The sequence below is a fragment of the Acetobacterium sp. genome (genome assembly GCF_039830195.1).
Lineage (GTDB): Bacteria > Bacillota > Clostridia > Eubacteriales > Eubacteriaceae > Acetobacterium.
Genome location: NZ_JBDODG010000005.1, coordinates 15150 through 29293 on the forward strand (window position 1 = coordinate 15150; position 14144 = coordinate 29293).

At 45.1% G+C, this 14144-nt stretch carries 11 protein-coding genes; 3 read left to right on the forward strand and 8 right to left on the reverse strand.

Translation table 11 applies throughout. The features are described from left to right. The first annotated feature begins 284 nt into the window (after window positions 1-284). A complete protein-coding gene (locus tag ABGU93_RS00940) occupies window positions 285-1877 on the forward strand; it encodes an FMN-binding glutamate synthase family protein (RefSeq protein ID WP_347411631.1) in 1593 nt (530 codons plus the stop codon). A 138-nt stretch (window positions 1878-2015) separates the two neighbouring features. Next, the gene (locus ABGU93_RS00945) at window positions 2016-3233 is read left to right on the forward strand and encodes an SHOCT domain-containing protein (RefSeq protein ID WP_347411632.1); all 1218 of its coding nucleotides are present in this window, start codon (window positions 2016-2018) and stop codon (window positions 3231-3233) included. Between the two features lie 27 nt (window positions 3234-3260). Here ABGU93_RS00945 and ABGU93_RS00950 read toward each other — a convergent pair whose 3' ends face one another. From ABGU93_RS00950 to ABGU93_RS00975, 6 genes are all read right to left on the reverse strand, one after another. Beyond that, the gene (locus ABGU93_RS00950) at window positions 3261-3452 is read right to left on the reverse strand and encodes a hypothetical protein (RefSeq protein WP_347411633.1); all 192 of its coding nucleotides are present in this window, start codon (window positions 3450-3452) and stop codon (window positions 3261-3263) included. A 76-nt stretch (window positions 3453-3528) separates the two neighbouring features. Further along, on the reverse strand, window positions 3529-4986 hold the full coding sequence (locus tag ABGU93_RS00955; protein WP_347411634.1) for a BCCT family transporter: 1458 nt from the start codon (window positions 4984-4986) through the stop codon (window positions 3529-3531). A gap of 99 nt (window positions 4987-5085) precedes the next feature. Continuing rightward, complete coding sequence (locus ABGU93_RS00960; RefSeq protein ID WP_347411635.1) at window positions 5086-5733, reverse strand: corrinoid protein; 648 nt, start codon at window positions 5731-5733, stop codon at window positions 5086-5088. Window positions 5734-5770: 37 nt separating this feature from the next. Further along, entirely contained in the window at window positions 5771-7201 is a 1431-nt protein-coding gene (gene mtgB / locus ABGU93_RS00965) for a glycine betaine--corrinoid protein methyltransferase (protein WP_347411636.1), read from the reverse strand. Window positions 7202-7228: 27 nt separating this feature from the next. Beyond that, entirely contained in the window at window positions 7229-8806 is a 1578-nt protein-coding gene (locus tag ABGU93_RS00970) for a BCCT family transporter (protein ID WP_347411637.1), read from the reverse strand. Between the two features lie 38 nt (window positions 8807-8844). Beyond that, entirely contained in the window at window positions 8845-9765 is a 921-nt protein-coding gene (locus ABGU93_RS00975; RefSeq protein WP_347411638.1) for a tetrahydromethanopterin S-methyltransferase subunit H, read from the reverse strand. 488 nt (window positions 9766-10253) lie between these two features. On the opposite strand from ABGU93_RS00975, the gene ABGU93_RS00980 reads away from it, so the two are divergent. Next, window positions 10254-11678, forward strand: coding sequence for a sigma 54-interacting transcriptional regulator (locus ABGU93_RS00980; RefSeq protein ID WP_347411639.1), 1425 nt, complete (start codon window positions 10254-10256; stop codon window positions 11676-11678). A 94-nt stretch (window positions 11679-11772) separates the two neighbouring features. Here the strand turns inward: ABGU93_RS00980 and ABGU93_RS00985 are convergent, their stop codons facing one another. Beyond that, the gene (locus ABGU93_RS00985; protein ID WP_347411640.1) at window positions 11773-12030 is read right to left on the reverse strand and encodes a hypothetical protein; all 258 of its coding nucleotides are present in this window, start codon (window positions 12028-12030) and stop codon (window positions 11773-11775) included. A 93-nt stretch (window positions 12031-12123) separates the two neighbouring features. Beyond that, complete coding sequence (locus ABGU93_RS00990) at window positions 12124-13950, reverse strand: S8 family serine peptidase (protein WP_347411641.1); 1827 nt, start codon at window positions 13948-13950, stop codon at window positions 12124-12126. Window positions 13951-14144 lie beyond the last annotated feature (194 nt).

Sequence of the window (14144 nt, forward strand, 5' to 3'; positions counted from 1 at the left end):
GACTCGTCACTCAGATACAATCGTCCTTAAAATAAAGACAATTGTGTCTGAGAGGTTGACTTTCTATATATCTGTCGTCGAAATAAAAACACTACCACTTAAAGGGCAGTATCTGTTTTTATTTTGTCATATTTCGGCTCTATTGACAATCTCCGCATTTGATTTATAATGGTAAAGTAAGTTTTTAGTCCAGTATAAGGCTGATTTGATAATTCTTAACGATGCAAATTATCATAATAAATTTACAGATTTTACTAATAAAGAATTTTCAAGGGGGAAAATTTATGAATCTTCAACGACCTAACGGCAATGATGCCACCGGTACCTTCAACCGTTCTAAAAGTATTGTCCCATGTTCTGGTCTCTGTTCACGCTGTGTGGATGGATGTCGCGGAAATTGCGAAGTGTTCAAAGCCACTTTCCGAGGCCGGGAACTGATTTATCCAGGTCCCTTCGGCGATGTCACCGCTGGTGGCGACAAGGACTATCCGGTCGATTATTCACATCTTAATATTCAGGGTTATGCGCTGGGTGCCAAAGGTTTGCCTAACGGCGAAGTGGGCACACCTGATAACGCCCGTTTCCCCAATGTCAGCACCGAATGTGCTTACGGTTGGGATCGCAAAGTAGCCATGAACGTTCCGATCTTTACCGGTGCGCTGGGATCTACTGAAATCGCCCGTAAAAACTGGGATCACTTTGCCGTCGGTGCTGCGGTTTCTGGTGTTACCATCGTCTGTGGTGAGAATGTCTGCGGAATTGACCCACGCCTGGTTCTGGACAAAAACAACATGGTTATCGAAGCACCAGATATGGACCGCCGCATCGAAGCCTATAAAAAATATCATACCGGCAAAGGCGAAATTCTGATTCAGATGAATGTTGAAGATACTCGTCTGGGTGTTGCTGAATATATCATTAATAAACATAAAATTGAAACCATTGAACTGAAATGGGGCCAGGGTGCTAAATGTATCGGTGGCGAAATCAAGGTTAACACCATCGAACGGGCCATGGAACTGCAGCGACGTGGCTACATTGTCACCCCTGATCCAATGGATCCTGTGATTCAGGCGGCCTTTAAAGACGGCGCTATTCACGAATTTGAACGCCATAGTCGTCTTGGCTTTATCAGCGAAGATGGCTTTATGGCTGAAGTTGAACGTTTAAGAGCTTTGGGTTATAAACGGATCACCTTAAAAACAGGGGCCTATGGTTTAAGAGAACTGGCGATGGCCATGAAATGGTGTTCTAAAGCTAAAATTGACCTGCTAACCATTGACGGCGCCCCCGGCGGAACCGGAATGAGCCCCTGGCGAATGATGGAAGAATGGGGGATGCCTTCAATTTACCTGCATTCAGCCGCCGTGGAATTTGCTCAAATTCTGGAAGCCCAGGGCGAACGCGTTCCTGATCTGGCCTTTGCGGGCGGATTCAGCAGTGAAGATGGTGTCTTCAAAGCTTTAGCACTCGGCGCCCCTTATGTCAAAGCCGTTTGTATGGGCCGGGCTCTGATGATTCCGGGGATGGTTGGTAAAAACATCGAACAGTGGATGAAAGAAAATAACCTGCCCAAAACCGTCAGCGAATTCGGTTCCACACCTGAAGAAATTTTTGCCTGCTACGAGGCTGTCAAAGAAATCGTCGGAGCTAAAGAAATTAAGAATATTCCGTTGGGAGCCATTGGGATCTACAGCTACTCCGATAAAATCCGGGTTGGTTTACAGCAGTTAATGGCCGGTGCCCGATGCTTTAACACCGACAGCATCACCCGTAATGAGCTGATGTCCTTAACTGAAGAATGTGCCAAAGTTACCAGAATTCCTTACCTGATGGAATGTGGCCGCGAAGAAGCACTCTCCATTCTTAAAGGCTAAACAGTAATAACTGCATAATAATATCTATCGGCCTTCTGAATTTATCTTAAAGAAAAATTCAGAAGGCCGTTTTAATTTGCTATTTTCCCGATCCTTATGTAAAATGAAAGCAATTAATCAATCAAAAGGAGACCAATCATGGGATTAAAAGATCTATTTAAAGATGTTACCGATCTGGCCAAGGAAAGTATTGATTCAATTCAAACAGAAATTGCCCTTAAAAAAGAAGAACAGGAACGGTTGCGCGCAGAAATGGATCAGCGCATCAAAGCTTATACCGATACCCTGATGGCGCAACTTGTTGACCCCGTAAAAACATCAGGATCTCCCCTGATCAATGCCGGGGATGATGAGGTCGTCGCGTTTACCGGGCATTTCTGTGAGCAGCTGTTATTGCCTGCCAATAGTCCCGTTTCCACCAAAATCGACATGTATCCCTTTGCCGAAAAGGTCTTAAAAAATGTATTAAAAACCTTTCCGAGTTATAACATCCAGGAAAAGTTTTTGTTCCAATTCAAAGATTCCAAAGGTCAAATCCTGCTGCTGACCACCAGTAACCTATATTTTAAAATTCAGTTCCCCGAGAACCAGTCATTCTCTACGGTGGGCGTCATTCCCAAAGACAAACTTTTTTCCCTCGCCATTAATAAGGGTGATGATCACTGTGTCCTCCTCGTTAATACCATCCCCCTGATCACCGCCCCGATTGAAGAAGTCAAAACCATTGACATTGTCACCTTAACCGAGTATCTCTGGCGCCTGAGTAACAATGATTTTGTTATCACCGCGGACCAGATCGATGCCTTTATTGCCGCCAAGCTGGACCCCACCACCCTGGAGATTGTCAAAAACTTCCTGGATCCTGATGAAAAACTGGTCTACTTTGCCTGGGGACTGGGTAGCCTGGTATCAAAAAAATTCATCACCTGTACCAACCAGAAAATTGTGCTCTATGATCGGGATTTGAGCACTAAAAAAAGTTTCCCCTACGACCAGATCTTGTCGATGTCGACCCAACCCAGTACGGTTTCGTTTCTGGACTTATCCCTGACTCTGGGGATGAACCCCAATGATCTGGAGATAAAAACCGCTGATGCCATCGAAACCATCAGCATTCTCTATGCCCGGGAAGCCGAGCGGGTTGTCCAGCTTTATACTGCCCGTAAACCAGAAGGTGCTCCCTCAGCAGCTTCAAGTCAGGCCCCTGGCCAGCCACAAACAGGCACACCCACCACTGATCCGGCTCCCGAAGATCCCATCGCGATGATCGAAAAATTAGCTGTTTTAAAAGAAAAAGGCATCATCAGTGAGGAAGAATTCATTCAGAAAAAACAGGAGTTGCTGGCTAAGTTATAAGACCAGCACCGATTTGTTTTGATCCACCTAAAAAAACCGAGATCCGCACCTAAAAGTGCCGTCTCGGTTTTTTAATTGTTCTTTTAGTTTAAAAGCTCCCACCATGGCCTTCAGCATTTCAGCCTGACCGGTAGTTCCCTGCGCCAGCACCTGTCCACCATAGAAAATATGTCGAGCGCCAATCTCCACCTGGGCAGCGGCCACATCAATATCTGACATAGTGGTACTCAAACTGGCACTAAGTCCCTTCGTTAACTATTGTTGTTTTTGGCCCGAAAACAATGTTTTCAGTCTCCTATTCATTGCGGAAAGCTTTGAAAATTGCCACACACATCATGATAATAATAAATAAAAATGGTAATGCCATGATGATGGAGGTATTTCTCATCGCTACCAGTCCGCCGCTGAACAGTAGCACAATGGCCATCAGTGACAACACACTGCCCCAGATTATTTTTATTTTTCGATCCGGATTCAGATCACCATTTCGGGAAAACATGCCGATGACAAAGGTCGCTGAATCGGCTGAGGTGACAAAGAAAGTGATTATCAGAATGGTCGCAATAAAAGAGATGACATTGCCGATGGGCAAATGAGCCAGGGTGGCAAATAAGCCCACTGTCACATCATTAGTAACCTGGGTGACGATATCAACACCATCAAATATTTCAAAGTATAGAGCGGTTCCGCCAAAAATGGTAAACCAGATACAGCAGAAAATCGCCGGCAGGATGACCACCCCGAGAATAAATTCCTTGACTGTCCGCCCCTTGGATATTCGGGCGATAAAGGTCCCCACAAAGGGCCCCCAGGACAGCCACCAGGCCCAATAAAAAATCGTCCAGGTGCCAATCCAGGGATCCTTTTCAAACGGCGACAAAGCCAGACTCAAAGGTAAAATGTTTTGAATATAGCCACTGAGACTGACAAAAAAAGTATCGATCATAAACACGGTTGGACCAAATAAAAAAACAAACAACAAAAGCAACACGGCAATAATGATATTGGTGTTGCTGAGTATTTTGATACCTTTGTCCAATCCGGTGGTTGCTGAGATTAAAAATAAAACTGTGATGACAATGATAATAATAACTTGGGTACTAAAGGTATTGGGAATATTGAACAGGGTGTTTAATCCGCCGTTTATCTGTAGTGCACCCATCCCCAAGGAGGTTGCCACCCCAATAACTGTTAAAATCAATGCCAGAATATCAATGCCATGACCAATTGGTCCTTTGGTCTTCTCGCCCAGCAATGGATAAAGCGTTGAGCTGATCAGACAGGGCATTTTTTTTCGGAAAGTAACATAGGCCAGCGCCAATCCCACTATGGCATAGATCGCCCAGGGATGAAAGCCCCAATGTAAAAAAGTGTACCGAAAAGACATCATCGCCGACTGATTTGATAGCGGTTCAATTCCCATCGGTGGCTGGGCATAATGAAAAATAGGTTCAGCAACGCCCCAGAAAACCAGACCGATCCCCATCCCGGCGCTGAAGAGCATCGCAAACCAGGAAAAATTGGAATACTCCGGACGATCATCTTCGTTACCTAAACGAATTTTTCCAAACCGACTAAAAGCCAGGTAAAGTGAGAATATCAGGATTCCCAAAACGGTTGCCAGATAAAACCAGCCCAGATCGTTGGTAATAAAGCCAAACAGCTGACTGGTGATCCCTGTCAATTGTTCTGGAAATATAAATCCGAAAATAAGAAACAATAGAATGAGACTAATTGAAATGTAGAGTACCATTAGATTCACTTCCTTTTATTGCAGAAAGGCGCCAAAATTTTTGATCATTTTGGCACCTGTTCTGAGTTGTTAATTTATTGTATCGTCGAACTTAAAGGGTTATCCCAATAATTTTTTACATAGTTCCACTGCTTCATCGGCAGTTTCGGCCCAACCATCAGCGCCAATATCTTCACCCCATTTGGCACTGGTGGGTCCGCCCCCGATGATAACCTTGTATTTATCACGTAATTTTTGGGCATCCAGATATTCTACCAGTACTTTTTGGGATTTCATGGTGGTGGTTAACAATGAGCTGGCGGCAATGATTCTGGCGCCGACTTCGTCGGCTTTGGCGACAAAATCTTCGGCCTTTTGGTCGATGCCAATATCATAAACTTTAAAACCAGCTGAGGTTAACAGGGCTCCGACAATATTCTTGCCAATATCATGGATATCGCCTTCAACCGTGCCAAGAACAATTTTCCCCTTATCTTCATAGGCGCCGTCACCTTCACCTGCTGCCAACACCTCTTCCAGAACATCCATTCCGGCTTTCATAGCATCGGCGGCCATCATAACATCTGGTAAAAAGGCTTCGCCACTGGTCCATGCTGCGCCAACTTCTTCAATTCCTTTAATAAAGCCCAGTTGAACGGCTTGAACCGGATCGATCCCCTCGGCGACAACTTTTTCCGCCAGTTCAATCGCTAAATCTTCATCACCTTCGACAATTGCATCTTTAATTTCTTCAAATATTGGGTTCATTATTTTTCTCCTTTTTTCTAATATAATTTGAATTTCGTTATTTCAATAATTCTTTTGAACGTTTTTCAATAAAGGCTTCCACTTTTTCTTTAATGGCCGGATCCAATTCTGGTGGGGTGTAATTGGCTAATACTTCCTGCCATTTCAGTTTTGCCCGCTGATTGGTATCCAATGAATCTTTAGACCAACCGTCAAAGGATTGACGGTCACTAAGAGCCGGTCGGAAGAATTCGGTTTTAAAGTTCTTACGGGTATGTTTCTGAGTCAGGAAGTGACCACCTGGGCCAACCGCTTCAATGACATCATAGGCCATTTTTTCATCGCTGTCCGTATCAAATCCTTTCAGGTAACGTAAGACCATCCCGGCAATCTCATCATCGACCATGAATTTTTCATAGGACATGGCCATGTAATACTGCAGAATCCCGGCGGTATGAAGAACAAAATTGACACCAGTGGTGCTGGCGGCAAAGAGGACCATCATTGATTCATAGCCGGCTTGGGCATCAACGGTTTTGGCATCGGTTAATCCACCGCCGCCACGGCAGGGCACGCCATAAAATCGTGAAAACTGAGCACTGGCTGAGGTAAACAGGGCGTTTTCAGGATTTCCAATCGATAGTGATCCGGTTGACATATCAGTTACGGCTGAGGTTGAGCCATAAACTACTGGTGTTCCCGGATTGATGCACTGGGTCAGGGTAATGCCGGCCAATACTTCAGCATTCTGCAGCGACAAGGCGCCGGCCATGGTGGCCGGTCCGGTTGAGCCGGCCATAACCAATGAGGCGATAACCATCGGTTGTCCGGTTTCGGCATAAGCCATTAACCCCCCCAGCATCCGGTCATCATATTTTAGCGGCGTCACGGAGTTGACCAGGCAGATCAGGGCTGGTTTTTCTTTGATCACGTCCATGCCGCCATGGAGGACGGCTGTCAATTTGATGGAATCCATCGCATGTTCATAACCGGATGAACTCCCCATAAAACACTTGTCGGAGTTGATAATATGGCTGTAGGCCATTTTTAAATGTCTGATTTCATCTTCAACATCGGTGGGTTCCACTACGGTACCGCCGGTCATGTGCATGTTTTTGCTGGCGCCGGCCAGTTTCACAAAATTGTCATAGTCGGCCATGGTGGCATCCCGTTTACCGCCGTCAGCATCATATACAAAGGGAGCGCCGTAACCAGGCATATAAATAACGTTTTCACCACCGCAAACCAGATTATGTTCCGGATTACGGGCATGGAGGGTAAATTGAGCCGGTGCTTTTTCGACCATGTTTTCAACAAAGTCCGGATCCAGAAAGACCCGGTGGCCTTCAACTCGTTGACCATGTTTTTTAAACACTTCGATAGCTGGATCGTAGGAAAACTCAACTCCGATTTCCTGGAGAATTTTTAAACTGTTTTTATGAATCTTATTAATCTGTTCATCCGTCAAAACATCAAATTTTGGTAACATATTCACATACCTCTTTTTCTATATTTTTTATTCCTGGACATCGGCAACCGGTGCCTGACTGCTGCCCATATCATTAAGTCCTGTTTTGTTCATCAGAAGCTGGGTTTCGGCATAGTCTGCTTTCAGCGCTTTGAAAATACTGAAACACATGACCAGCATAACCAGCATATAGGGGAAAGCTGCTACAATCGAAGCTGTCTGTAAGGCCTTTAAGGCCGACGTGCCACCGACTAAAATCAGCATGATGGTGATCAAGCCCTGGGCGATTCCCCAGCCGCCGCGCAATTTTTTATCCGGATCCATATCGCCGCCGGAGGTCAGCATTGCCAATACATAGGTTGCTGAATTAGCAGCACCAACAAAGCAGACCACGATCAGGAAAATCGCCAGAATTGAGGTAATCCCATAGAGTGGCAGCTGTTGTAACAGCGCATAGAGGGCGGTGGTATAATCGGCGCCGACAGCTGCTTCAATAGCGCCACCGGAAATGGTATTGAGATTAAAGGCAGCGCCACCGTAAATGGCAATCCAGATCAGCGAAAATCCTGACGGTAACAAGGATACGGCTAAAATAAATTCCCGAATGCTGCGACCTTTAGAAACGCGAGCAACAAATTGTCCGACGAATGGAGCCCAGGCAATCCACCAGGCCCAGTAGAAAATGGTCCAACCGTTAAGCCACTCAACATTACCCATCCAGAAGGTTTGACCGACAATATTCTGTAGGTAGGTGCCGAGGGTATTGGTAAAATTATTGAGAATAAATACTGAGCCACCAAAAACAAAGATAAATACCATAAAGGCAATCGAAAGCCAGATTTTAATATCGGCAGCCATCTGCATCGCCTTATGCAGACCAGATACGGTTGCCAGCGTAAAAATCACCGTGATAACAGCAATGATCAGCGATACGGTCATCGGGGTAGATTCGATCCCCCACATGTATTCCAGACCGGTGGCAATTTGGGTTGATCCCAGACCAAGACTGGTGGCAACACCGAAAATGGTGGCAAAAACGGCCAGAATATCAATTGTTTTACCAATCGGTCCATGAATCTTTTCACCGATCAGCGGATAAAAGGCTGAGCTGATCAAGAATGGCAGATCTTTACGGAATTGGAAATAGGCCAGGCCTAAGCCCCCAATCGCAAAGATTACCCAGGGATGGAGTCCCCAGTGGAAAAAGGATACCCGCATGGCCAATTCCATGGCTGCCGGTGTGGCCCCTTCACCCATCGGTGGGCTGAGATAATGCATAATCGGTTCCGATACCGACCAGAATACCAGGCCGATTCCCATTCCGCCACCAAACAACATTGAAAACCATTGAAAGTTTGAGAATTCCGGTTTGTCATCATCTTTCCCCAATTTTATTTTCCCAAAGGGGCTGATCACCAGACCGATGGCAAAAACAATAAAGAGACCCACTGCCAGCAAATAGAGCCAGCCAAAACCAGTCGTAATCAGGGCAAATAATTGATTAAATACTTCATTTGTTGCCTCGGTAAATAGCATACTCAACAGAACAAATACCAGTGCAATTGCTGCCGACACGTATAAGACAGTTTTATCTTTCGCTTTTGTCGTTGTTTTTTTCTCTTCCATCACTACTTATCCTCCTTCTAAATTTTTGATTTTCATCTCTAGAATATTTTCATTAGCGGTGTTTCCATTGTTCCCAGTTTTGTACCCGTGATCTTATTACAGTAAGACATCATTGCATCGGTGGTGGCGGCGGCCTGATAGACCCAGGCGGCGTTGGCCATTGGTCCGTATAGAATGAAATCAGCACCATGGGTTAATGGGAAGGTAAACACTGATGCTCCCGCTGCTTCAAAATAGGGGCTGCCCTTGGAACGCATTTTTTTCCATAAATAAAGGGCGTTAGAGGAAGCACAGCCACCAGGCAAACCGTGTTGTTCTTTAATGTCACGGATCGCCATGGCGGTCCAACTGCTGCTGGCAACATCCAGAACCCCGGGATCAATCAGAAATTGTTCGACTCCGGCTCTTTTTGCTTTGGTCAGTAAGCCTTCATTTTTTTCATCACCAATCAGGAGTTTCACCCGCTTGGCCGGCTGCAGATGTTTTTTGCTGAAAGCCAGAATAACCGCGGTTTTTACACCACATTCTTTCATTACTTCCAGTTCATGCTCGGTGCAGCTTTCTTCCAGTGAATTGTAAATGATCCGACTCATCGCAACCGGATCGTTGGCAAAATGTTTCAAGGTTTCAATTCGCACCTCCGGGCTGGGACTGTCAAGCAGGATCGGTGAGGTGGTGTTCTTTAAGACAAACTCAACATGCTTGGTCAGGGCAACCTCGGTGTCACCCAGCACATCGACGATTCTGGGATTGCCGGTTTCGGCTGACAATTCGGCTTCCTTGTCCAATAAATCTTTGGCCGCGGCCTGATCAAACAAACCTTTCTCAGAATCCTGGGTGATCTTATGGCCCCGATAAAAAATACTGCCGATTAAAACGGTGGGAAATTCCCCCGGTTGTCCTCCAATTTTGGTCCCATTGATGTCATAAACAAATTGATCTGCTGTAAATCTAAACATTTTCTTCTCCTTCATAAACTTATAATTAATTATTGCGAAATTCACAACTAACACTTTATTGTCCTATTACCCGCTTTATCAGGGGTACAATCTCCTGGACGTCTGTTTTTCTTTCTCGTAGCCTAAACGATTACACTTACATTTTTCTCCTTTCTATATTATTTACGAGATGTCATGTTAATTCTTGATAACATGTATCGCAATAATCGTGCCAATACAATCATTTCACATTATATTAACTTTATAGCCATTTCGAGCATTTCGTAACACAAATATCCTTTCCAATTTTGAGAAAACGTCCTTTTTAATTTTCATTTTTGGGAATATTCCTTTTTTTCCTCTTGTATCTGCGGTTATTTTGATTTATTATCAGTTTTATCAATGAAATCGTTTATGAATTGCATATTTTCTGAAAAATAAGATTAAAATAGACCTTAGCTTAAAAATAAAATAACACCACCCATTGGGGTGTGATAAAGGGAAAACTTATGATAACGAATGAATTTAATCACAGCCAGGAATACTTGGACTATTTAAAAACCCTATCCAGTGAATTCTTCCTGGATATTCTGGAAAACAGTTTTATTGAGGTTACCGTTACGGATAAGGACGGCAATGTCCTTTATGCCAACCCCGCCTGTCTGGAATACCATGGGATCTCGGCCGAAAAAATGTGGAAGCTTAATTTTCTAACTTCCTTTCAAGGTTTCTGGACGCCCCCTTCCACTGCTACTGCGATGGAAAAAAAGCGCACCATCATCTCGCGGCAACGCTCGCTGCTGACCGATGAAGAACACATTACTATTACCACACCCCTTTATAATCCCGAACATGAACTGGTGATGCTGGTTTACAACACCCTAAAACGCGAATCTTTCGTGGAGTTTGACCTGGATTATCTCAATCCAGAAAAGGACACCGATGAAGATGGTGCACTCAAAGATAAAAAAGGCTCCCGGGAAGAACGGACCAAAGCCAGCAATAACATTGTCGGACGCAGCTATATTCTTTACCAGACCCTCCATAAACTCAAAAAAGCCGCTAAGTCTGATATCCCCATTCTGTTGTTGGGCGAGAGCGGGGTTGGTAAAAGCCTGATCGCCAAATTTATCCACGATTGCAGTCCCCGTAAAGCAAACCCCTTTGTTTCGATTAACTGTGCCTCCATTCCCGATAATCTGATCGAGAGTGAACTGTTTGGCTATGTCCCTTACGCCTTTACCGGTGCCAGCCCCAAGGGCAAAAAAGGACTGGTGGAAATGGCCCATAATGGCACCCTCTTTTTGGATGAAATTGGCGAATTGCTTCCTAATATCCAGGTTAAACTGCTGGATTTTCTGGAGAATCAGCGTTTTACCTCAGTGGGCGGACTGGAGTCAAAAACCGTTAACACCCGGATCATCACTGCCACCAATAAGAATCTGGAAGAATTAGTGGCCAAGAATATCTTTCGGGAAGACCTCTACTGGCGGATTAACGGTATCACCCAGACCATTCCCGCGCTCCGGGAACGACGGGATGATATTTTCCCCATCGCCCAGTATTTTCTGAAAGAGTACAACAAAAAATACAATCAGAATAAGGTGTTTTCCAATCCGGTGATTGAATCACTAATTCAATATGACTGGCCAGGGAATGTCCGCCAGCTCAAAAATGCGGTGGAGCAAATGGCAGTGATGAGTCTTGGCAGCGTTATCGGTATTGATAAATTACCCGAACAGCTGACGGCTTTTATGGCAAAAACGAGCATTCAAAAGAAGAATATTATTTTTGATGACCTGGTCGAAAATTACAAACGGGGAATTATTGAAGATTACTATGAGATTTACGACAACATCAACGACATGGCCGAATCTCTGGGGTTAAGCCAGACCACTGCTTATCGGCTGGTGAATAAATACATCAAAAAATAACAACACCATAAACAGGGGGCTACAAAGCTCCTTGTTTATGGTGTTTTATTGGTATGGGTTATCCCCCCAAATCACAAATAAAAATTCTTCACAATTAAAATATCAGGGAACGATCTTTTGACCAAAAAGATTTCTTATCCCAACTGAACTCGACATCGGCATGAATCTCGGAAAAATAATTTTTGATTAAATCATTCAAATCATCGAGATTATCAAAATGATTGGCTTTGTCCATGGATTCGATCCACATGCTCTGCCCACCGCAGGCATCACTTAAATGAACCTTATAGGCCAAATCCCGCTCTTTAATGCGTCGGTTCACTTCACTGATATTGTCCCAGGTAATTATCATCTCCAGATACTCCTTTCATTAATGATTTCTTATTAGTCCATCTACCCCAATAAGTTAATATTATTCATAAAATTTTAGCCCGCCAAAAATTTTTCAGCTGATAAATGGCCGACTGGTTGATCCCGGTGCAGCGGTCCCTTTGGGCACAACCCGGATTTCGATGGCTTCAAGCCGCAATGACTTACCTTGTGTTCCCGAACTGCCGCCATTTTGGGCCCAGTCCAGCCAACCATAATTTTGACTGTGAACCCGGTAATAGATGTCGTAGTTCGCCGCGGCAGTCCCAGTCAGCCGAATTTGAATAGCCTCCAGCCGCAGCGATTGACCATAGGTTCCGCTGGTTTGGCCGTCGCCTTTAAAACCCTGCCAGCCAATATTTTGAACATGGGTCTGGTACTCAACCCCAAGGTCAGTTCCGAGATCATTCATCTCGATTTCGATACCTTCCAGCCGCAACGACTGGCCTGAGGTGCCACTGATCTGGCCGTCATATTTCCAGCCCTGCCAGCCAACGTTCTGGACATGGGTGCGATAGGTGCTCCCAACCGTTTCACTGGCATTGATCGAAGCCACTGCCGCATTTAACTGAATCAGGCCACTACCATAGTAGGCATCACTACCCGGTGTTCCCAGATCCAGGGCGGTATTTTTGAGGATCGTCTCAACCTCATCGGCATCCAGGCTTGAATCAGCGGCCATCAGTACCGCACAGGCTCCCGCGACAATAGGACTGGAGAACGATGTACCACTGGCATATTCGTACCCGCCGCTTCTGGCGGTAGTTAAAACGGATTGGCCTGGCGCACATAAATCGACCCGGTCATTATATTGGGAAAAGGAAGAACGAGTATTATCCTTATTAATCGCACCAACCGAAATAACATGGTCGTAGGAGGCTGGATAAGAGTATTGTCCCACCCGGGCATTCCAGGACTCTCCTTCGTTGCCTGAAGAAGCCACCACCACTTTCCCGGCATTGACCGCCTCGTTGACCGCCACTGCCAAAGAAGAAAAGGTTCCATATCCCCCAAAACTCATATTGATAACCTTAACCTCTGGCCGTTCCGCTGCTTTGAGAATAGCGGCACAAATGTAGGCTACATCCAGTTGCGTATCACCACTGTATGCTCCCCCAGCCCGGTAGGGGGCGATTTTTACATTGGCCAGCCCGGTAATTCCGGCGCTGCCAACCCCATTATTGGTGACGGCCGCAATGCAGCCGCTGACAGCAGTTCCATGACCGGCCAGATCCACCACATTGGTTTTACCAGTGACAAAATCATAGCCGGCCACGACATTGCCAATCAGATCGGGATGATTAGGATTTAAACCGGTATCAATAACAGCCACCACCACCGGGTCAGCATTGGATACCTGATTCCAGGTCTGGTCAGCACCAATCCGCTGAAACTGCCAGGCTGAGCCGTTGCCAACATAGGGATCGTTGGGCAGGGCTGTCACTTCGATTTTTTCGTTTTTATCCACTGCCAGGACATTTGGGTTCTGTTCCAGATCTGCCATTAATGCTTCCACATTTGTTTCCACACTGACTTCAATAATATCAACCCGATTAGACACCTGCTCACCAGAAACAATCTCTGCGGTTGTCAAGGCCAGGTCTTTGACATTATCTTCACCGCTGTCGGCATAAACAACCACAATTTGCTGATCTACATTTTCGTTGATATTAACCTCCGGCACCTGCTCCAGGGTTTCAATCTCATTGGTTGTTTCGCTTGCCTGTTCAGATCCGCCCTTTAGCGGTACACTCAAATTATCCGGCGTTGTTGTCGCAACGGATTGATCGCCCGGATTAACTGATTCTTCTGCCAGACTCCCAGCTGGAAACAGCAAGAAGAAAACCATCATGATTGCCAGCCATCTTGCAATCCGTTTTATCATTTCTATTTTCTTATTCATGATGCCTCCCTTCGCCCTGCCGGTGGTCTCATCCTGGTAATATTATCTTTCATTGTGTAATCCTTTACTTTTGTCGTACCAATTTCATTTAGTATATTACTATAACATAATTCTTTTAAATTCTGCCATTATTTCAGATAATGCTTAAATATTTTAATATTATTTTCACCTAAGCTTCTCGATCGACTTTATCC